The organism is Roseibium algae, assembly GCF_037783265.1.
Taxonomy (GTDB): Bacteria; Pseudomonadota; Alphaproteobacteria; order Rhizobiales; family Stappiaceae; genus Roseibium; species Roseibium algae.
Window position 1 is genome coordinate 116,659 of the sequence record NZ_JBAKIA010000011.1, and the last position, 19,960, is coordinate 136,618.

Consider the following 19,960-nt stretch of genomic DNA (forward strand, 5'->3'; position numbering starts at 1 on the left):
AATATCGTCTTGTGCGGCTGATTGCTAGAGGTGTTTCAAAAGGCTTGTAAAAAGACGAGGGGCGGCTTGCGAATTTTAAGGCCAGAGGCTAGGCATTGAGCAGCGCGGGCGTGGTGGAACTGGTATACACAGCAGACTTAAAATCTGCCGCCTCAGGGATTGCGGGTTCAAGTCCCGCCGTCCGCACCAAATTTCTCTTCAAACTTTGTTTCTGTTTCAGCTAACCGGGTCCTTATGGGCCCGGATGGCGTATCTGTGTTGACTGCGGCGTTGCAGTGCTTTGAGAGGGCCAAGGGCATTGGCCTGTGATCGCCAAATGCTGCGCAAATCACTTTGAACCGTGACGTCGACAAAACCGGCACTCTCCAGCAGCCCTGCCACCTCTTCAGAGCGTGCGCCCTTGTTGAAATAAACCTGGCTTAGAATTCTCTCATGCCATTGGCCCGTTGCTGGCGCAATCGGCTCCGCGCCTTTGGGCAGAATGCGCCGCTGCACCCAGGTGATCAGGCGCTGAATCCGAGTTTTTGTGACGAAGTCGCCATCAACGATCAGAATGACACCGCCGGGTTTCAAGAGTGACAGCCAATGGGCAATCGCTGCCGGCGGATCAACCAACGTCCAGACGAGGTGCCGCATGACAATGACGTCATAGCTGGCCTCCGGCTCTCTGGTTGCTTCCGCATCGCCTCGCAGAAACCGGATGTTGCTGCCTCTCGTTCTGGATTTTGCCCGGGCCTTGTCCAGCATGGCGTCGGACCAGTCCAGCCCGGTGACCCTGAAACCCAAATCATACATGAGATGGGAGACAACGGCGGTGCCGCAGGCCAGATCGAGCGTGGCACGGCCATTCGCAGGGCCAAGCTGATCTGTAATCAACTCATGCCAGGCGTGTCGCTCCCGTTCAGAGAATATCTCATGACCGGGCTGCAGGTCGAAGGTTTCTGACCGGAAGGACCAATAGTCCTTGATGTCATCGCGTAGGCTGTAATTGGATTGGGACATTGATCAAGCACTCAGGTGGGCATCAACATATAGCGAGCCGCGTCTGGTTTCCTCAATGCTGGTTTCAACCCGGTAGGTTTCCTTGATTTCCGGCATGGCCAGGACGACATTCGGCGCTCCGTCAGCCAGGATTTCACCATTGCGAATAAGCAGCAAGCGGTCGCAGAATTCAGCAGCCAGATTCAGATCGTGCAAGGCCACCATCGCGATGATTTCGCGGGATGTGACAGCTTTCTTGACCGACGTCATGATGGACAGCTGATGATGCAGATCAAGGGCGCTGGTCGGCTCGTCAAGAAGGACAAGCTCCGGATTGCGCACCATTGTTCTGGCAACTGCGACCATTTGCGACTGTCCCCCGGACAGTTCTGAAAGGCCGCGTGAGGACAAATGCGACAGGCCAAGCTCACGCAAGATGGTTTCTACGCGGGTGAGATTGTCGGCCTTCACTCGCCAGCCAGATGTCTGCTTCAAGGCCAACAGAACGCTTTCAAAGACAGACAGAAGCGCATTGCAGGAATAGGTTTGCGGCATATAAGCCACGCGCCGTGCCTTCTGGCCTCTGCCCTGTGCCGCAAGATCAGTGCCGTTGAGGGTGATCGCGCCGGACCTGAGTTTCACAAGACCTGTGAGGCTTTTGAACAGGGTAGATTTTCCAGCTGCGTTCGGACCGATGATGCCGACCAGCTGGCCGGGCTTGATGACAGGGATGTTCAGATCTTTGAGGATCATTTTCCGGCCGTATCCGGCGGATAGATTGCCGACTTCGAGTGTCATGACAGGCGATCCCTGCGAGTGGATAAAATGACTGAGATAAAGACCGGAACCCCGATCAAGGCGGTGATGATGCCAATGGGATAGAGCACGCCTGGTGTGATCATCTTGGACAGAATGGATGTCAGGGACATCATCAATGCGCCGATCAGGGCCGACAGCGGCAGGAAGAAGCGCTGGTCCTCGCCGACGATCATGCGAGCAATATGCGGGCCGACCAGGCCGACAAAGCCAACCGTGCCGACGAAGGCGACTGCTGTTGCGGCCAGAAGAGAGATGATCAAAAGCATTTCGGCGCGCAGGCGATTGACATCAACGCCCATGCTGCGGGCTGTTTCCTCACCCATTCGAAGGGCGGTCAATTGCCAGCTTCTCATCAGGCAGATGGGGATGACAACGGCAAGAAGCGCGGTGCCCAGTCCGATTTTTTCCCATGAGGCACGGGTCAACGATCCCATCATCCAGAAGACGATGCGGGACAATTGATCCTCGGAGGCTCTGTATTGCATCATGGCCAAGGCCGCGTTGAAGACAAAGAAGATCGCAATGCCGAACAGGATGATGGTTTCACTGCTGACGCCCTTCAGCCGTGTCGCTAGCAAAATGAATGCGCAGGTGCCGAACGCGAATAAAAACGCGTTGATCGTGACAATCAGATGACCCACGCCGGGGATCAGGCTCCAGCCCAGTACAATGGCCAAGGCCGCGCCGAAACTGGCTGCGGTCGAGATGCCAAGCGTGAAGGGTTCTGCCAGCGGGTTGTTCAAGATTGTTTGCATTTGCGCGCCAGCGACCGCCAACATGGCACCAACCAGCACCGCGGTGAGCGCAATGGGCAGACGGAAGTCCCAAATGATGACTTCCATGCGGACGCCATGGGAGGCTTTGTCCCAGAGGACTTCGACGACCTTGGACATTGGGAAATTGCCCGGCCCATTCGAGATGTCGAAGATAAAACTGGCCGCCAACAGGAGGCAGGCTGCGCACAGGATCATGATGCGTCGCCCGATAAGGCTGCTGTAAACGGAAATTTCGCCCTCAGGCGCGGACATCGTGGTCATCTTGAATTTTCATGATTTGAGGACGGGACAGCCCCGCAACCGGTGTTGCGAGGCTGAACTGATTTTACTGCTTCAAGGTGGCCCAGAAGACGCCGCTGTAATCAATCGGCAGGAAGCGATCGTGCAACTCCTTGAAGGTGGCTTCAGGGTCCAGGTCTTCGAACTGCTCCGGGTTGGCCCATTTTGCGAAGGCCTGCATGGCTACGAAATGGTATGGGCTGTTGTAGAACTGGTGGTAGACTGTATGGAAACGTCCGTTTTTGACTGCGGACAATTCGCCCCAGCCGCGACGCGCGGCCAAAGCTGCCAAACGTTCCTGAACGCCTTCCTCAGTAGCCTCATAGCCAAGCAGAACTGCTGCTGTATCCGGCTGCGCTTCAGACCAGTTTGCACCGGTGCCGATGATGACGTCGGGATCATCAACGAACAGGGCTTCCGGGTTTACTGCTCCGGCGAAGCCTGGGAACTTGCGGGTTCCCCAGTTGATGCCGCCGGACAAATCAACAAGGCGACCAAGGTTGGCGCTGCCGAATGTGCTGCAGCACTTTGCCGGGTTATAGCCAGCAGCCCGCTCGATGAAGACGACTGGCTTATCGGCATCCTTGATTTTTTCAACCGTGCCATAAATCGTGTTCATGTTCTTGACATAGAAGTCGATGAACTCATCTGCGTTGTCGCGTTGATCCAGTACACGAGCCATAATCTGCAGGCTTGGTACCGTGTTGAGGGTTGGACGCTGGCGGAAATCAACGAAAACAACGGCAATGCCGGCTTTTTCGAGCTTTTCAAGAACGCCGCTTTCCTGCGCCTTCAACAGATTTCCGAGGTTCAGGAAGACGACCTGGGTATCTGAGGTGACCAGGGCTTCAATGCTGTACTCACCGCTGTAAGGGCTTCCAAGGTTTGGAATGTCTGCTGCTTCAGGAAAGGCAGCCAAATATTTCCGATAGGCATCCGGATCATAATTGATCAGATCATCTTTCCAGCCAACGATGCGTTTGAATGGATTTTCCCGATCAAGCAAGGCCAGGGAATACAGCATCCGCCCCTCGCCAAGTACAATACGCGAAGGGTTTTTCTCCACGTCAACCGTCCGCCCAGCAATATCGGTGACCTGGATTTTCTCAGCCGATGCAGTTGAGGTAAGAATACCCGCAAGGATTGCTGATGCGGCTATTACGCCAAGACTTCTACTTAGGATCCCCATAAACGGGTACCTCCCTTTTATATTTTGAATTTGGAATATAGCCGCCCAATAATTCTGGCTAACCAAGGGTACACTATTTAAATATGAATATAATAGTCAAGATATAAACTTGAAATTTTTACTCAACTTATAATTGCCTTTTGAAGCCATGGTCTGCTTGGTCTTCCGTGCTCATTTCGCTGGTGTGGGGAGGGCGCGCGAGCTGGGGGGCCTGATTATTTCTGCATATCCTGATTGTTCCAACCTGTCGGGAGATTGGCAAAAGCCTTGCTTCAGTGTAGGGAAGGGACTTCGCATCCTGGTAAGTCGGGAAAGCTTGAGCATGTTAAGACATGCAAAAATTAAAGATGCGGGGCAAATGATGCCCCGCCGGAACAGCACAGCCGCCGGGAAGCATCTTCTTTGATTTCACTCCGCCCAGTCCTGAACGTTCTTGGATTCCTGTATGTCGGCCTTGCCACCGCCATGTTGATTCCGGCGATTGTTGATGTTGTTGCCAAGAATGCCGATTGGCAGGCTTTTGTCTTTTCCTCACTTCTGACGGGCCTGATCGGCTTGCTTATGTCGATTGCGCTTGGTGGTTCACTGTCCAAGGGGCTCGATACGCGGCAGACCTTTGTTTTGACCACGCTTGCCTGGGCAACGTTGCCGGCATTTGGCGCGTTGCCGTTTTTGTGGCTGGGCATTGGATATGCCGATGCGGTGTTTGAGGCGGTGTCTGGCTTCACCACGACAGGGTCTACCGTTTTGTCCGGGCTGGACAGTTTGCCGCCGGGCCTGCTTGTGTGGCGGTCGATCATGCAATGGATGGGTGGTGTCGGGATTATCGTTATGGCGATTGTTCTACTGCCTTTCCTGCGAATCGGTGGGATGCAGTTGTTTCAGAGCGAGAACTCGGATCGTTCGGAAAAGATTGTCAGCCGGTCGGTGGAATTGATTCGTCTGCTGGGATTGGCCTATGTGTTTCTGACGGTGCTTTGCATTGTCGCGTATCTTGCGACTGGACTTGATCTGTTCGACGCATTCAATCATGCGCTGACGACGATTGCGACCGGTGGCTATTCCACCCATGATCAGTCCTTCGGCTTCTTTAAAAACCCCGCCTCCGGTTGGGTTGCCATTGTCTTCATGCTGATCGGAGCGATGCCGTTTGTGCTGCTCATCCAGGCCCTGCGAGGCCAGCCACTGCTGCTGTGGCGTGATCCTCAGGTTCGCGCGCTGGTGGGCTTTCTTGCCCTCGTTTCGCTGCTGCTGACGATCTACCTTGGCGTCAAGATGCGCTTTCCGTTTGATGAAGCGCTGCTGCGCGCGACCTTTAACGTGGTGTCCATCGTCACAGGAACAGGCTATGCGCTGGGCGATTATACCGAATGGGGCCCGCCGGTTGTCGGTTTGGCGTTCCTGTTGAAATTTGTCGGCGGCTGCACAGGGTCTACGACAGGCGGTATCAAGGTTTTCCGATTTCTGGTTTTCTTCGGCACGGTTCGCGCTCATCTTCGCCGCATGGTTCGGCCAAACCGGGTTATGTCTGAAGAATATGGTGGCACGCGGCTTACGCCTGAGCTGTCGTTCTCGGTACTGGCGTTTCTCGTTGTCTATCTTGGCTCGGTAGGTGTGATCACCCTGGCCTTGTCGTTTTTCGATCTGGATCTCGTCACAGCCATTTCAGCTGCTGCGACCTCCGTCGGTAATGTTGGTCCAGGACTTGGGCCTATCATCGGTCCCTCAGGCAATTTTGCGCCCCTGCCAGATGGCGCAAAGTGGTTGCTGTCCTTTGCCATGCTGGTGGGACGTCTGGAGCTGTTCACGGTTCTGGTCTTGCTGGATCCGGATTTCTGGTCACGCTGATTATCTCGTGGCCTAACTCTGATCTTGTTTCTCTTTTGTTCTCATATTAGAAGTGCTGTATGAAATTTGCAGCACCTCTCGTCAGCGGCCGCCTTGTCAAGCGGTACAAGCGCTTTCTAGCCGATGTAATCCTTGATGAGGATGGCTCGGAAGTTACAGCTCATTGCGCCAATCCGGGCTCCATGCTTGGACTTAAAGAACCAGGTTCGCGTGTTTGGCTGTCCATCTCCAATAACCCCAAGCGGAAATTGAAGTACTCTTGGGAGGTCATGGAAGCAGATGGCGCCTTGGTGGGGATCAATACGGCCCACCCGAACGGTCTTGTGGAAGAAGCGCTCCAGGCGGGCAAGATTCCCGAGCTTGCCGGTTTTGCCAGTCTTCGCCGGGAGGTGAAATACGGCAAGAACTCACGCATTGATATTCTGCTGGAAGCTGACGATGGCGCGAAGACCTATGTCGAGGTCAAGAATGTGCACCTGATGCGGGAAGCTGGGCTGGCGGAGTTTCCAGATTCGGTCACTGCACGCGGGGCCAAGCATCTGGCGGAACTGTCGGACATGGTTGCCGAAGGCCACAGGGCTGTGATGGTGTTTTTGGTGCAACGACCAGATTGCACACAAATGTCTCTTGCCAGCGATATCGATGCAAACTATGCGGCGGCCTTTGCGTCAGCACGTGTTGCTGGCGTTGAAGTCTATGCCATCGGCTGTGATGTGACAGTCGAGGGCATAGAGGTCGATAAGGCGGTGGCTCTGCGCGTTTGAGGGTCTTTGGGGGTGCCTGTAAGGTTCAAACACATGCCTCTGTCTCAGACTATGCCTGCAGGACGACGATCCGGGTGTTGTTTGGTACGCGATTGTAAAGATCAATAATGTCCTGCTGTAGCAGGCGGACACAGCCGGATGATACGGCCTTGCCTATTGACCAGTCTTCATTGGTGCCATGCAGGCGGTAGAGCGTGTCGCGATTGCCTTCAAAGATATAAAGCGCGCGGGCTCCCAGCGGATTTGTCAGACTTGGTGCCATGCCGTTTCTGAATTCTTCCAGTTCTGGCTGGCGGTCGATCATCTCTGCTGGCGGGGTCCAGGTCGGCCATTCCTTTTTGTAGGCGATGCGCGCGGAACCGCCCCAGGCAAACCCGGCCCGGCCGATCCCGACGCCGTAGCGCATTGCCTTTCCGTTTTCCATGGTCAGGTAGAGAAACCGGTTCGGCGTATCCACGATGATCGTGCCTGCAGGTTCAGTCGAATAATAATCGACATATTGCCGGTAGTAGGTCGGGTCGATCTTGCTCAGGTTGACCGCGGGAATCGGAAAACGCTCTTCCGGCATTGCCCGGTACATTTGCAGATATTCCGGCGCTATCCGTTGCCCGCTGGGCTGTGGGCCATTGGGGAGAGGACGGGTGTTGCTGACGCAGCCGGTGAGGGCGGCGGCAGATGCGGCCAGGCAGAAAGTTCTTCGGGTCAGGGACATTCAAGAGACCTTGATAATGGGGCAGCAGAGCGATGTAATCCATTTGCGATGACTTACGCGGTTGGCGCGATGCTGTTTGCGCCATTGATATGCTGCTTAGCAGGAAAAATGCGCCCAGAACGTGTCATGGCCTCAAACCATCGTGAATTCACGTAGGAGTGAAGTATCCATGTCACATGGCAGAGCGGCTTGAAACAAGTTCAGCTTTCAGGTGCTGAGGCTTGGTCCTGAAATGCATGTGGGTTGGTGCCGTGATGAGGTGGCCATTCAATCCCAAGGACAAACGCTTATTGGAGATATGCAGCCAGTAAGATCCAAAATTGCTATGGGTGATCATATATTAGCCGTAGTTTACTTGTCAGTTTACTTTTCTGTTGGGCCTTGGTTCTGATCCTGATTTCAGGCGTTCCAAGTGGATGTTTATCCTGGAGAAATAGTTTAATGGCGATTGTGTTTATGGAGGCTCCACGCAGGGAGACTTGGCATTTTTGGGTGTGTGGCTTGCTGGTTCTTAGCGGTTGCACGAGCGCTCAAGACGCAGGAGAGTTGTTTGACATTCCTGTTGCGGAGGCTTCTGGGCAGATGTCTGGAACGGCAGGGCAAAAACTTCGGGGCAAGGTAGAAAAAGCGCCGAGCCACACTGCTGCTGAGCTCCTTGGCAGCACGAAGGAGGGCGCTGGCTATCAAGTTGCTGATCGGGTTTCCTCTGATGATCGTTTTTTTATCTACACACTCAACACAGACTACGGGTCATACAAGATCCGGGGCGAAACTTTGCTGCAAAAGCACTTGCTTGAATTGCAGGCCGTTGAACAGTTAAAAAAGGAAAACAAGGTCTACGCGGTGTTGAAGGGGACGGGGTCAGCTGTTGTCGATCCTATCGTCGGGGTGTCGAATGTGGCCTTGCATCCAATCAAGGCCGCTAAGGCCGGATATTCCAATGTTAAAAGTGGCTATGCGAAGGTCAAAACGGCTGCGTCCAATGCCGGAACTTTCATTGTTACAGGGGGAGATATGCCTCCTCCAACACTGGCCAAACGCGAGAAAGACGGCTTTGTCGAGAGCTTTTTCGGCAGGTCAGAGATAAAGCGTAAGCTAGCGTATGAGCTGAAGGTTGACCCCTATTCGCATTTCAAGCCGCTTCAGAATGAACTTGATGAGGTTGCTGCCTACCAGGCCTCCGGGAAGTTTGGCGTAAACCAGGGCTTGTCCTTTGTTCCAGGGGTCGGTGGAATTATCGTATCGGGTATCGGTAGTCTGGACAGCCTCACTAAATCAGTGCTGTCCAAGAGCCCGAAGGAAATGGCGGCGCTCAACCGCAAGCGTTTAACGGATGCAGGCTTGCCGAAGCCGGCTATCGAAGCTCTGATCATGAACCCCCAATATACGCCGACTGAAAAGACTGTTCTGGTCGGCTTCCTAATCGAAACGTCAAGTGTGAGCGGCTTTGAAAGCCTGCTGGTTCATGCAGGAAAACAAAACGATCGATCAAAAGCCTTCGCGGTTTTCGAGGAATTGGGGCTGGTGCGCAGAAGGATCAAGACGGGAAAAGACATAGAGAGTGTTTCCGTCGAAGAGGGGATTCCGATCTTGCAACGGAAGAACCGGTCGGTGGAGATATTGCTGGCCTATGACCAATTGGCCTGGACCAGGAAAAATGCTGGCCTCATGACGAGGCTCGTCAAAGTGTTGAAGACCGATGGCACAAGAATCAACGGTTCCGTTGTCATTCTGTCGGGTCAGGCAACGCTGCTTGCTAAACGCTCGCTTACAGCTCGTGGCTTGAAATTACAGGCACATGTTTTGGCAGAAAAGGCCTCGACGAGACTCTGAACTTATTGCTGTCAGCATTTAGAACGTTCAAGTTTAGTCCGTTAACAATCAGGCCCGCCACATAGATTGGGCGGGCCTGTGATAACAGCTTCAAGTGTGTTGCTAGCCGTTTTAGCCAGCGGTTTCCTTGGAAAGTGGCGGCTGGAACTGCCAGCCCATATCCCATGGAAAGTAGATCCATGTGTCCTGGGACACTTCGGTTATGAAGGTGTCAACCATCGGTACGCCAACCGGCTTTGCATAGACAGTCGCAAAATGAGCCTTCGGCAGCATTTCCCGGACCACTTTCAACGTCTTGCCAGTGTCTACCAAGTCATCAATCACCAGAACGCCGCTGCCTTCGCCGCCTTCCAGATCGACAACTTTCGGATCGACTGGTTTGATGACTTCCAGTTTGCCCTGATTTTCATAGTCATGATAGGACGCGATACAGACCGTCTCGATGGTGCGGATACCCAATTCACGTGCGACAATTCCCGCAGGAACCAGACCACCTCGGGTGACGCAGACAATTGCTTTCCATGCGCCTTCGCTTGAAAGTCTCCAGGCGAGGGCACGTGAGTCCCGGTGGAACATATCCCATGAAACCGGGAACGCTTTGTCTTGTGCAGGGTTTTCCATATGAGGTCCTTTGAAACTCTTTCCTTTAGAGGAAACTCAGGCGAGGGTGATTGAGACTGCGTCCTGAACAGCAGCAGTCGCTTGTTCAAGAATGTCTTCATCACGCGCGCGGATGACAATCTGTGTGGTGAAACGCCCATCGCTGGTTCTGGGGTAGGAACCAATCAGGGTTTCGGGAAACTTGGCCTGGATCTCTCCGATGCGTTCGGCGAGACGGCTTTCAGGGATGTCTGCATCAACATGACGGGACAACATCTTGCGGCCAGTCTTTAGGGTTGGAGCAATTGCATCGACCATAGCCTGCATGATCGATGGCACACCGGCCATGACATGAACGTTGCCGATCCGGAAGCCTGGTGCCTTGGAGACGGGGTTGTCGATCAAATCGGCGCCTGCGGGGATTCGTGCCATGCGCAGACGCGCTGCCGTCAGACCTCCGGGTGGGTAGTGCGCTTCCAAAATGGCGCGCGCTCTGGGGTCTACATCAATGGTCACGCCAAAGGCAGCTGCAATGCTATCTGCGGTGATGTCGTCATGTGTCGGGCCGATGCCGCCAGACGTGAAGACATAGGTATAACGTTCCCGCAAAGCATTGACCGCCTCGACGATCCGGTCCGTCTCATCGGGGACAACACGCACTTCGCTAAGGTCTATGCCGATGGCGGTCAGATAATCAGCCAGAAAACCGGTGTTTGTGTCTTTTGTTCGGCCGGATAGGATCTCGTCGCCGATCACAATGAAACCTGCGGTAACCGCGTCCTGTGCCGTGCTTGCTGTCATGACGGTTCTCCCGAGGGTTTGTTAGGAGAATGCCTTTAGCCCAAGCATCGAGCAGGCTCAAGGTTTGTGACCTTGTTTCTCATTTCATTTAAATGGAACGGAGCAGTTTGCGGCATTGCGATTTAATTTCACCTAGATTAGGCGGGCGGTTTCCAGCTGTAAATCCAGTCCGTACGTGCGGCCAGACTTTGCTGTGATGACAGCTTGAGTACTGTGTCGCGGCCAAGGGCAAGTGGCCCTTGCATATGATAGATTTGGCCGTTCTTCTCAGCTGTCCGTTGAACCTTGATCACCCTTTGCACACGGTTTTGCTCATACGTCTTCAAGGATGCTGCCATGTCATTTGTCTGGGGTGTGATGGCTGCTGCGAGTTCCAGCCCGTCTTCAATGGCCATAGCTGCGCCCTGGGCTGCGAAAGGCAGCATTGCATGGGCTGCATCTCCCAGAAGGGCGGTTTTACCGGAAACCCACGGTCCGGCTGCTGGTACGCCGCAGAGGGCCCATTTGAGCCAATTTTTCGGTTGCTCCAGAATGCGCTTTGCGGACGGTGACCATTTTGAGAACCGTTGAAGCAACTGTTCACGGCTTGCTGCTGCGGACCAAGTCTCTTCATTCCAGTCTTCGGAAACCACGGCTACAATGTTGAATTCACTGTGGTTCTTGATTGGGTAATGGATAAGATGGGCGTTGGAACCGAGCCAGATATGAGTGTCGGTGAGAAGATCTGCGTCAATTTGAGCTGCAGGCAGTGTCGCACGATAGGCGGTGCGCCCGGAAAAACGGGCCGTTTCATGGTTGGGAATGGTTTCACGAACCTTCGACCACACACCGTCGGCACCGATGAGGGCCGCTGCAGGGAACGACAGACCTGAGCCATCGGCTGCCTGGCAGTTAACTGTCAGGTCGCCGCGTTGATCGGAGACAGTATCTTTGAAATTCACGCCAAATCGCAGCGCGACTCCCTCCATAGACAGGGCCTTGGCATAGAGCGCCCGCTGGAGGTCTGCCCGGTGCACGAGCAGATAAGGAGCTCCATGCTGCCTGGCAATCGTTTCCCCGAGCGCAATTCGGTTCAGATCCTTGCCATTTCTGGCTGAGCGGATACGGATCGATGCTGGCGCGAAGGCTACGCTTTTTACCGTGTCCAGAAGACCAAGATGTTCCAGACAGTGGCAGGCATTGGGAGATAACTGCAGGCCTGCGCCTACTTCCGTTATTTCGGCCATGCGCTCCAAGACAAGAACGCTGTGGCCAATGCGAGCAAGCGCAATCGCTGCGGCAAGGCCGCCAATCCCTGCGCCGATAATCACAATTGGCCCGGTCATGAATATTCAAGTTTCATGAGTTCTGGGTTTCGTGTTTTGCCAGTTTCGTGCGCGGGAAAGGCGTTGAAAGGTCAGGCTGCTTCTGGAACCCAGACACAGTCGGATGGTGACGATTCAGTTGCCTGCAAAGTCTCATCATACTTGTATAGCGTAGAGCAATAAGGGCAGATGATCTCACTTCTATCCCCCAGGTCGAGGAAGATATGCGGGTGGTCAAACGGAGGCTTTGCACCAATGCACATGAATTCGCGGGCGCCAATTGCAACCGAATCATGTCCACTTGCGTTTTGGAAATGCGGGACGATGTGATCCGCCATAGGTCAATCCATTCCATCAAAGTTCATATTGATGCGAACAATACTCATTTGCCGGGCGCTTGGGTAGAGGGAAGACGTGCGGATCCACGGACAGCTTTGTCGCAGGCGCTGAAATTGCGCCGGGAATTCAGCCATACGAGCAACATACGTTCAACAGTTGTGTGGTTCGTGTTGCAAATGTCGGCAATGTTGGTCTTTCCACGGCAGTGCATTCGACATAATGTAATTGAGAGATAATTACCGTTTACGTAAAGGTTAGATTGAAGCATGCCCAATTTTGAACAAGACGGAGTGGACATCGCCTATATGGACCAAGGCGATGGGGATCCAATCCTCCTGATACACGGGTTTGCATCCAACAAGACCATCAATTGGGAATATCCGGGCTGGGTGGACCTGTTGGTGAAGGATGGTCGCCGGGTGATTGCTTTGGACAACCGCGGGCATGGGGAAAGCTCAAAATTCTACGATCCAGATGCTTATGGGGCACCCATCATGGCAGAAGATGCAAGACGTTTGCTGGATCACCTTGGTCTGGAGACAGTCGATGTCATGGGTTACTCCATGGGCGCGCGGATTTCCGCCTTTCTGACTCTGAACCATCCAGATCGGGTGAAGCGGGTCATCTTTGGCGGTCTTGGTTATGGAATGGTGTCTGGTGTTGGGGACCCGGAGCCGATTGCCTCGGCGCTGGAAGCAGAACGTCTGCAGGATGTTTCTGATCGGACTGGCCGTGCTTTTCGTGCCTTTGCTGAACAAACAAAATCTGATCGTCTGTCTTTGGCGGCTTGCATGCGCTCGTCCCGGCAAAAAATTTCAGAGGAAGATATTTCCCGGATTAGTCGCCCGGCACTTGTCGCTGTGGGGACCAATGACGATATTGCAGGATCGCCTGAACAACTTGCCGATTTGATGCAGGATGCTCGGGTGTTGGATATTCCAGGGCGCGATCACATGGTTGCTGTCGGGGACAAGGTGTTCAAGAAGGGCGTTCTTGAGTTTCTGAACGGAGAGATGGAATGATTGCACGCCGAGAGGAGTTTGTCGGCGCTGATGACAATCTTCTTGTCGCGGATCGTTATGGGGATACTGGAAGACCGGTTGTTATGCTGCATGGGGGCGGGCAGACCCGCCACTCCTGGGATGCCGCTGGGACGCGCATAGCTGCTCTTGGGCATGTGGTTTATTGCGTTGATCAGCGTGGCCATGGCGAGAGCGAATGGGTGCCAGAAGGCAATTATGCCTTTTCCGACTTTGCTCGAGACCTTTCGTCAATCTCTGATACGATTTTTGCTGAAACCAGCGAACGCCCTGTGTTGGTCGGGGCATCCCTTGGAGGTCTGGCCGCGATGCTGGCCGAAGGAATCCAGACGCCGGGCTGCCTGTCCGCGCTGGTTCTGGTCGATGTAACGCCTCGTATGGACGCGGGCGGTGTCGCCAAGATCATCGGCTTTATGGGTGACCGACTTGAGGAAGGCTTTGCCAGTGTTGAGGAGGCTGCCGAAGCAATTGCTTCCTATTTACCAAATCGCAAACGACCGAGTGACTTGTCTGGCCTGTCCAAGAATTTACGCCATCACGAAGACGGGCGCTATCGCTGGCATTGGGACCCTAAATTCATCGGGACCAAGCAGCACACCGAAGGTGTCAAAGCTGTGATGGTCGAAGCTGACCTGGTGTCGGCTGCACAGAATTTGACCTTGCCTGTGCTGCTTGTAAAGGGGCGAAATTCAGAGCTTGTATCTGAAGCGCATGTTGCCGAGTTCAAGGAATTTGTTCCGCATTCGGATTTTGCTGACATTCAGGGGGCAGGACACATGGTGGCCGGTGACCGGAATGATGTCTTCGCGGGGGCAGTTGAGGATTTTCTGCTAAAGCTTGATGAAAAGGCCTTGGCTTAGGGGCAAACTTGCCTTTGTTTTCATTTTCCTGCGAAGGTCGGCCTACGTTTATCGAGGAATGCATTCCGCCCTTCAACAAAATCGGCGCTGTCATAACAAGTGGTGGCTGCTTGTGATGCACGATCCATGTCATCGTCGTTCGCACCTGAGGCTATCGCATTGATTGCCAATTTGGCTGCGGCCAGTGTCAACGGTGCATTGCTGCCGAGTGTGAGGCAGTGCTTGGTGATGCAGTCCATCAAATCGTCAGCTGGAACACGCTCTCCGATCAATCCGATGCTGAGAGCTTCTTGTGTGACTAAGCGCTCGGCGGTGAATAGCAGTCGCTTCGCGGCACTTGCTCCAACAGCTTCGACAATGTCGCTCATGGCATCCAGAGGATATGCAATGCCCAGCCTTGCCGCCGGGATGCCGAACTGGTTTCCTTCAGCTGCAATGCGCATATCGCAAGCCAGCGCAATGCCGAGGCCGCCGCCAATGCAATGACCACGGATCATGGCAATGGTTGGCTTCGCGGCGTGTTTGAGGGCTTTGAACGCTGCGACGTTGATTGCATCATATGCCTTGGCTGCGGCTGCCGTGGCGCGTGTGGCTTCAAATTCGGATATGTCGGCTCCCGACACGAAACTGCTCTCGCCAGCGCCTCGAACAACAATCACGCGAACCCTGTCATCATTGACCAAGTCTTGGACACGCGCTGGCAGGTCTTGCCACATGGCCAGAGAAACGGCGTTACGCTTTGGTTCATTGTCGATGATGAGCCAACCTGTCGATCCATTGACTTCAGTGCGGATGGCGCCAGTGATTGCGACTGTGGAGGTGTCCAAGTTTCTTCTCCGATATGATTTCAAACAAGTAGGTCGACCATATTAAGAAGGCGGCCATGGCGCAGGCAGATTGATACAGTGAAGGGTTATGATGGCAATGAAAAATTGCCATTGGCTCAAAGCCATTGAGTTTGTGTGCGAACACGAAGCGTCATTGTGTCGAAAGCGGGCTCTGTATGAGGCTGTAATTCTAATTTTATTTATGATTATGTGACTAAAACCGCGCTGTTTGGAAACCGTACCTGCAAGTTTGATTTTGGAATTGCGTCATTACCCCCTATCTTGGGTTCATAGAATTTTTTCGGCTTGAAAAGGAGACAAGCCATGCCACACACAATCCCGCGTCAGAGTACTCCAAATCTGGCGCTGCATGATCCGGTTTGGCGACAGCTTCGCGAAGAGGCCGAGGCAATGGTTGCGGCCGAGCCTGCTCTTTCTTCGTTTGTCTATGAAACAGTGTTGAATCACCGCACCTTCGAGGAAGCTGTTGTTCATCGCCTTGGGGATCGACTTGGCCGGGACGTGGTGTCTGCATCACTGATCCGCCAGACCTATCTTGAAGCTCTGGCATCTGAACCTGTGCTGGCCGAAATTTTCCGTGTCGATATTGTGGCTGTTTATGATCGTGACCCTGCTTGCGACCGGCTTTTGGAGCCAGTGCTTTATTTCAAGGGGTTCCATGCGCTGCAGACGCACCGGCTGGCCAATTGGCTGTGGCGTCAGGGGCGACATGATTTTGCGCTCTATCTGCAGAGCCGGTCTTCTGAAGTCTTTCAGGTGGACATTCATCCGGCTGTTCCCGTCGGACGGGGCATCTTTATCGATCACGGTACAGGTCTGGTTGTTGGGGGCACGGCAACCATCGGAGATGATGTGTCGATCCTTCAGGGTGTCACACTAGGGGGCACTGGCAAAGAATGCGGCGATCGCCATCCAAAGATCTGCAATGGGGTTCTAATCGGTGCTGGTGCCAAGATCCTTGGAAATCTGGAAATCGGCCATTGCTCTCGTATTGCGGCAGGCTCAGTGGTTTTGATCGCTGTGCCGCCCAACACCACAGTTGCTGGTGTGCCTGCCAAGATTGTTGGCAAGGCCGGATGCTCGGAGCCTGCACGTTCGATGAATCAGCTGCTTGCAGCCGATAGTGTGATGCGAACAGAAAAGAGAGATGAGGAAGACGGGGATAGCTGACCTCAGCTGTTGGCATGTTGCGACATTGCTGTAGGGTCCGCGATCACCAATTCCATCACGGTTGAACAGGAGTGAACACGTGAACCCGGACGAAATCCGTAAGCTCGAATCATATCTTCGCAAGAAGTTCGAACTTGAAAACCTCAAGGTCAAAGCGCGTCCTCGCAAGGATGACAGCGCAGAGGTCTACATCGGCGAAGAGTTCATCGGCGTGATTTATCGTGATGACGAAGACGATGATCTGAGCTGGAATTTCCAGATGGCGATTCTGGAGTTTGACCTGGAAGAAGAAGCCTGATTTCAATTTTTGATTAGATTTCTGCTAATTTTAAAAAGCCCGGTACCGCAAGGTGCCGGGTTTTTTGTTGAACTGAAATTGAGAAAATCTCTTCCGGTGTAATCATCCGGGTGCTCTGCTGCTTTGCTTGTTACTGGCGCAGAGATTTGACCAGTTGATCCACGCGCCGGTCCAGCCGTCCCCAACTTGCTAGCAGCCCTTGAGCGAACTGGTAGGTCACGAGAAGACCATCGCTGAGACGTATCTCTCGTGTGCAAAGCGCCTGCTGGTTTTTGGTCTTCAGGCAACGAGCGATAAAGCCGTTGGGTCTGTCTGGCTCAAAAACCACCTGATCGGTCTTCAGGGCGACAGGTGAGGATAGAGTGAGTATCTTCAGTCCGGCTGGTCCGTCAGCTTCAGGGCCACGTGCCAGTCGTTTATAGACCGGTTTCAATCGGTCTCGCATTGTTTCGCCGTCCGTCGATGCGCTGATCTCTATCTGGATCTTTTGCGATTGCGTTGGGGTCGTGCCGTCTCTCTTAAATCCGGTCATTGCCGGCCAAGCAACGTCAAGTTTAAGTGAGGACATTGTTTGATGACGGGCGAGGCGGGACAGTCCATGGGCTGGGTTGCGCATCAAGCCGGCAGGCACCGCAAACTTTGAGCCGTTGACTTGAACGAAGTTTGTTGCCGGGTCTGAAACCCAAATCACGTCGTTTTGCCAATAACCGGTCCATCTGGCCGACAGATAGATCAGGTAGACCAAAGTCAAAGCAGTGATGGAGGCGGCTAATATTGTGAAGTGAATTGGTTTCACCCCGCTCGAGCGAGGAAGCTCAATGGGAATCATCGCCAAGTTTCCAGCAAACAGATCTGAGTCACCCGAATCCCTATCCAATACGTACACTTGTCCCGTTTAGACACGAATGTGTCTGATTGGGATAGGTGGATTGGGTGCATTTTTCGCATGGGCCAAGGTTTGTCAGAGGTTAATGCATTCTTAAAAACGGCATGGCGATTGCATTTGACCTTTCAAGTTTCTTTTGGCAGCTTCTGCTTTAAAGGGTTAACGAAAGGTTAATGGTGTGGTGTTCGACCTATTCGTAGCATTGTATATCGGTTCTGCGGGCTTTGTGGCCGCAGGTGTAATTGGTAGTTTGTATCAGCTTCTGACCAGTCAGCCGCCGAAGTTCAATATGGCGGTGGAAAGTCTGTTGGGAACCATTGCCGCTGTCAGCGTGTGTCTCATGGCGGGGCCATTTATTATCATGCGTCACGCAATTCGTGGCAGGCGAATCGAAAGACGGCCTTTAGGCTGGTTTGTCGCATCATCAACAATTGCAGGGATGTGGAGCCTGTGTTCGGGGCTTTTTGTTATGAATTTCGCGGTGAGCCTGGTCGCAACATTCTGATTGAGACAGGGTAAGACGTAATGTCGATTTATGAACTTGATGGCAGTTCACCTACCTATGCAGACGAGGCCCGGTCATGGATTGCTCCGGATGCGAATGTGATCGGCAAGGTTAGGCTGGAAGAGGATGCAAGTGTCTGGTTTGGGGCGCTGCTACGCGGTGATAACGAACCGATTTTGGTCGGCGCGCGCTCTAACGTTCAGGACGGCTGCGTGTGTCATTCCGATATGGGCTTTCCGCTGACTATCGGTGCAGATTGTACGATCGGACACAAGGCGATACTGCATGGATGTCAAATCGGCGAAAATTCATTGATCGGAATGGGTGCTACGGTTCTCAACGGTGCTGTGATTGGACGCAATTGCATCATTGGCGCGAATGCGCTGATCCCTGAGGGGAAGGTCATTCCGGACAATTCTCTGGTGGTTGGCGTTCCAGGCAAGGTTGTGCGCGAGCTTGATAAAGCGTCGGCTGAAGATCTGAGACGTTCTGCTGCGAATTATGTGCGCAATTGGCAGCGTTTCAAATCCGGGCTGAAACTGCTCTAAGATTCCCAGTCCCTATCGACGGAAAAAATGTGGAAGCCGACCTGCTGGGGGGCGGGTCGGCTTCCTGGATCCGGTCGTTAGGGATTGGGGGAGTGTGGGGACGCGACCGGATCTTCCCTTTTGCCCAGACAGGGCAATTCCCAAATTCTACTTTTTAGTTTCCGATGCTGGCGACTGTCTTGACCCGTTGGTCTGAGATACCAGTCCACTTTGCAGGCTCAAGTGTGGATTGGCGCTTGATGTATCGGTATGGAGTTGAATACCAAGGCAGAACGGCTTCAATCTGGTTGTCTAGGATCATGTCACCCTGGTCCGTGCGGACTGTCAGAACGGCATGACCTTCGTTCTTGACGTCTTTTGCCACGGTGATGAGAAGTGCGCTTTTCGGCCATCCTGCGGCCAAGAGCTTCCGCTGCTTTTCAAGCACGTATTCTTCGCAGTCGCCTGCGCCGCTACGTGGGTAAGTCCAGTATTCGGCTTTGCCGAATAACTTTTGATCCGTCACTGGTTTGATCTGGTGATTGACCTTGGCGTTCAAGTTGATCAGTTCATTCCAGCGCGCTTCTGTCAGTCTAACAACGACTGGACCGTCATTACGGCCAGCGCAAGCTTGTCTGTTTTCCCTGCAGAATTGAACGTGCCCGATAGGCGCTTTTACCGATTTACCCATGTCCATGAAACGGGCGGGGGATGCGTTTGCAACTCCCATGGTCGATAACGTAATTGCAGCCGTAAATGTCAGGTTCAGAGTTGTCTTGATAAATTTCATTGTAATGAGCTCCCCAATGCTGGAGGCACATTCGCATGTTACTTTTTATTGCTTGATAATTGGCCTATTATTACTTTAGATAAAATTTATATAATCTTTATTTGATTTTTATTTTACTTTAAGTAAATTTTGAAGAAAAATTAGCTAAAATTGTAATTATTTGATTTAAGTGGTTGTTTTGAATGTGTTTATCTTCATTTTTGAGCGAGTTTTCGAGAAGTTTTAGCTCGGATGTTTCCTGTCCAGATTTCAAAAACGACTTAGGACGTCTCTTTTTTTGATCAATAAAAGTCAGAAAAAGAACAGTGAGCTGCATCAACGCCCTGCAGTTGTTCTGAACCAGGGAAAAAATCTCTGACATGTGTTGGCTTCAACATCATCACATGATCGTTTTCTTTGAGCGCTGGGGTGTGCTTGTCATCGCACGGAGAAAATTCAGGGCTTTTCTTTGATCCTGGGTGACTGCAAACGGGGGGCGGCTCAAGGTTGCCAGGCGCGGAGTTTCAGGCCCACGCAGGCGCAAGTGTCGATTGTTGGAATTGGGGGAGATTCTTAGCTGTAGAGATGACGTAATTATACTTTGGAAAAGTCTGGGGCGTGAAAGCTTGTTGCGCTTTGTCCAGCTAAGCTTGTCATGATCTCAAAGTCTGACCTAAGCTTAAACAACCGGCGTTGCCCAATTTATAGAGACGATCCACAAGCAGAGTTCTGAATTGGTGCTTTCAACTGAGAACTTAACTGGCTAGCAGCTCGCAGGTTCAATTACAGCTTCTTGGGAATCCAAGGTGCCA

At 53.0% G+C, this 19,960-nt stretch carries 21 protein-coding genes and 1 tRNA gene; 10 read left to right on the forward strand and 12 right to left on the reverse strand.

The window, feature by feature from the left end:
- Positions 1-104 precede the first annotated feature (104 nt).
- Positions 105-189 (forward strand) — tRNA-Leu (locus V6575_RS15585).
- Between the two features lie 27 nt (positions 190-216).
- Here the strand turns inward: V6575_RS15585 and V6575_RS15590 are convergent.
- The 4 genes from V6575_RS15590 to V6575_RS15605 all read right to left on the reverse strand — a co-directional run bounded on the left by V6575_RS15590 (position 217) and on the right by V6575_RS15605 (position 4,044).
- Complete coding sequence (locus V6575_RS15590) at positions 217-1,002, reverse strand: class I SAM-dependent methyltransferase (RefSeq protein ID WP_340275632.1); 786 nt, start codon at positions 1,000-1,002, stop codon at positions 217-219.
- A 3-nt stretch (positions 1,003-1,005) separates the two neighbouring features.
- Positions 1,006-1,779 carry an ABC transporter ATP-binding protein gene (locus tag V6575_RS15595; RefSeq protein ID WP_340275634.1) on the reverse strand — a complete coding sequence of 258 codons (774 nt, stop codon included), beginning with the start codon at positions 1,777-1,779 and terminating at the stop codon, positions 1,006-1,008.
- Positions 1,776-2,837 (reverse strand): FecCD family ABC transporter permease, encoded by a 1,062-nt coding sequence (locus V6575_RS15600; RefSeq protein ID WP_340275637.1) that lies wholly within the window; start codon positions 2,835-2,837, stop codon positions 1,776-1,778. Before V6575_RS15600 ends, V6575_RS15595 begins: the two co-directional genes overlap by 4 nt.
- Positions 2,838-2,901: 64 nt before the next feature.
- Positions 2,902-4,044, reverse strand: a complete 1,143-nt coding sequence (locus tag V6575_RS15605; protein WP_340275638.1) for an ABC transporter substrate-binding protein — start codon at positions 4,042-4,044, stop codon at positions 2,902-2,904.
- Positions 4,045-4,467: 423 nt separating this feature from the next.
- Between V6575_RS15605 and V6575_RS15610 the strand changes: the two genes are divergently transcribed.
- Positions 4,468-5,892, forward strand: a complete 1,425-nt coding sequence (locus V6575_RS15610; RefSeq protein WP_340275705.1) for a TrkH family potassium uptake protein — start codon at positions 4,468-4,470, stop codon at positions 5,890-5,892.
- Between the two features lie 59 nt (positions 5,893-5,951).
- Positions 5,952-6,656 (forward strand): DNA/RNA nuclease SfsA, encoded by a 705-nt coding sequence (gene sfsA / locus V6575_RS15615; protein WP_340275639.1) that lies wholly within the window; start codon positions 5,952-5,954, stop codon positions 6,654-6,656.
- Positions 6,657-6,705: 49 nt separating this feature from the next.
- On the opposite strand, the gene V6575_RS15620 is transcribed toward sfsA, so the two are convergent.
- Positions 6,706-7,368: a L,D-transpeptidase gene (locus tag V6575_RS15620; RefSeq protein WP_340275640.1), complete on the reverse strand. Its 663-nt coding sequence runs from the start codon at positions 7,366-7,368 to the stop codon at positions 6,706-6,708.
- Between the two features lie 441 nt (positions 7,369-7,809).
- On the opposite strand from V6575_RS15620, the gene V6575_RS15625 reads away from it, so the two are divergent.
- The gene (locus V6575_RS15625) at positions 7,810-9,201 is read left to right on the forward strand and encodes a hypothetical protein (RefSeq protein ID WP_340275641.1); all 1,392 of its coding nucleotides are present in this window, start codon (positions 7,810-7,812) and stop codon (positions 9,199-9,201) included.
- Between the two features lie 111 nt (positions 9,202-9,312).
- On the opposite strand, the gene gpt is transcribed toward V6575_RS15625, so the two are convergent.
- The 4 genes from gpt to V6575_RS15645 all read right to left on the reverse strand — a co-directional run bounded on the left by gpt (position 9,313) and on the right by V6575_RS15645 (position 12,244).
- On the reverse strand, positions 9,313-9,822 hold the full coding sequence (gpt, locus tag V6575_RS15630; protein WP_340275642.1) for a xanthine phosphoribosyltransferase: 510 nt from the start codon (positions 9,820-9,822) through the stop codon (positions 9,313-9,315).
- Positions 9,823-9,858: 36 nt separating this feature from the next.
- Positions 9,859-10,602, reverse strand: a complete 744-nt coding sequence (locus tag V6575_RS15635) for a competence/damage-inducible protein A (protein ID WP_340275643.1) — start codon at positions 10,600-10,602, stop codon at positions 9,859-9,861.
- A 137-nt stretch (positions 10,603-10,739) separates the two neighbouring features.
- Positions 10,740-11,927, reverse strand: a complete 1,188-nt coding sequence (locus V6575_RS15640; protein WP_340275644.1) for an FAD-dependent monooxygenase — start codon at positions 11,925-11,927, stop codon at positions 10,740-10,742.
- Positions 11,928-11,998: 71 nt separating this feature from the next.
- Positions 11,999-12,244, reverse strand: coding sequence for a zinc-finger domain-containing protein (locus V6575_RS15645; RefSeq protein WP_340275645.1), 246 nt, complete (start codon positions 12,242-12,244; stop codon positions 11,999-12,001).
- 267 nt (positions 12,245-12,511) lie between these two features.
- Between V6575_RS15645 and V6575_RS15650 the strand changes: the two genes are divergently transcribed.
- Entirely contained in the window at positions 12,512-13,267 is a 756-nt protein-coding gene (locus V6575_RS15650) for an alpha/beta fold hydrolase (RefSeq protein ID WP_340275646.1), read from the forward strand.
- Positions 13,264-14,145, forward strand: a complete 882-nt coding sequence (locus V6575_RS15655; protein WP_340275647.1) for an alpha/beta fold hydrolase — start codon at positions 13,264-13,266, stop codon at positions 14,143-14,145. Before V6575_RS15650 ends, V6575_RS15655 begins: the two co-directional genes overlap by 4 nt.
- A 20-nt stretch (positions 14,146-14,165) precedes the next feature.
- On the opposite strand, the gene V6575_RS15660 is transcribed toward V6575_RS15655, so the two are convergent.
- Complete coding sequence (locus V6575_RS15660) at positions 14,166-14,972, reverse strand: enoyl-CoA hydratase (protein WP_340275648.1); 807 nt, start codon at positions 14,970-14,972, stop codon at positions 14,166-14,168.
- 324 nt (positions 14,973-15,296) lie between these two features.
- Between V6575_RS15660 and cysE the strand changes: the two genes are divergently transcribed.
- Both cysE and V6575_RS15670 read left to right on the forward strand, forming a co-directional pair.
- Positions 15,297-16,163 (forward strand): serine O-acetyltransferase, encoded by an 867-nt coding sequence (gene cysE / locus V6575_RS15665; RefSeq protein WP_340275649.1) that lies wholly within the window; start codon positions 15,297-15,299, stop codon positions 16,161-16,163.
- A 79-nt stretch (positions 16,164-16,242) separates the two neighbouring features.
- Positions 16,243-16,461, forward strand: coding sequence for a DUF3126 family protein (locus V6575_RS15670; protein WP_340275650.1), 219 nt, complete (start codon positions 16,243-16,245; stop codon positions 16,459-16,461).
- A gap of 130 nt (positions 16,462-16,591) precedes the next feature.
- Here V6575_RS15670 and V6575_RS15675 read toward each other — a convergent pair whose 3' ends face one another.
- Entirely contained in the window at positions 16,592-17,290 is a 699-nt protein-coding gene (locus tag V6575_RS15675) for a hypothetical protein (RefSeq protein ID WP_340275651.1), read from the reverse strand.
- A gap of 235 nt (positions 17,291-17,525) precedes the next feature.
- On the opposite strand from V6575_RS15675, the gene V6575_RS15680 reads away from it, so the two are divergent.
- Both V6575_RS15680 and V6575_RS15685 read left to right on the forward strand, forming a co-directional pair.
- Complete coding sequence (locus V6575_RS15680) at positions 17,526-17,852, forward strand: DUF6949 family protein (protein ID WP_340275652.1); 327 nt, start codon at positions 17,526-17,528, stop codon at positions 17,850-17,852.
- Positions 17,853-17,872: 20 nt separating this feature from the next.
- Complete coding sequence (locus V6575_RS15685) at positions 17,873-18,400, forward strand: gamma carbonic anhydrase family protein (RefSeq protein ID WP_340275653.1); 528 nt, start codon at positions 17,873-17,875, stop codon at positions 18,398-18,400.
- Positions 18,401-18,554: 154 nt separating this feature from the next.
- On the opposite strand, the gene V6575_RS15690 is transcribed toward V6575_RS15685, so the two are convergent.
- Positions 18,555-19,169, reverse strand: coding sequence for a transglutaminase-like cysteine peptidase (locus tag V6575_RS15690; protein WP_340275654.1), 615 nt, complete (start codon positions 19,167-19,169; stop codon positions 18,555-18,557).
- Positions 19,170-19,960 lie beyond the last annotated feature (791 nt).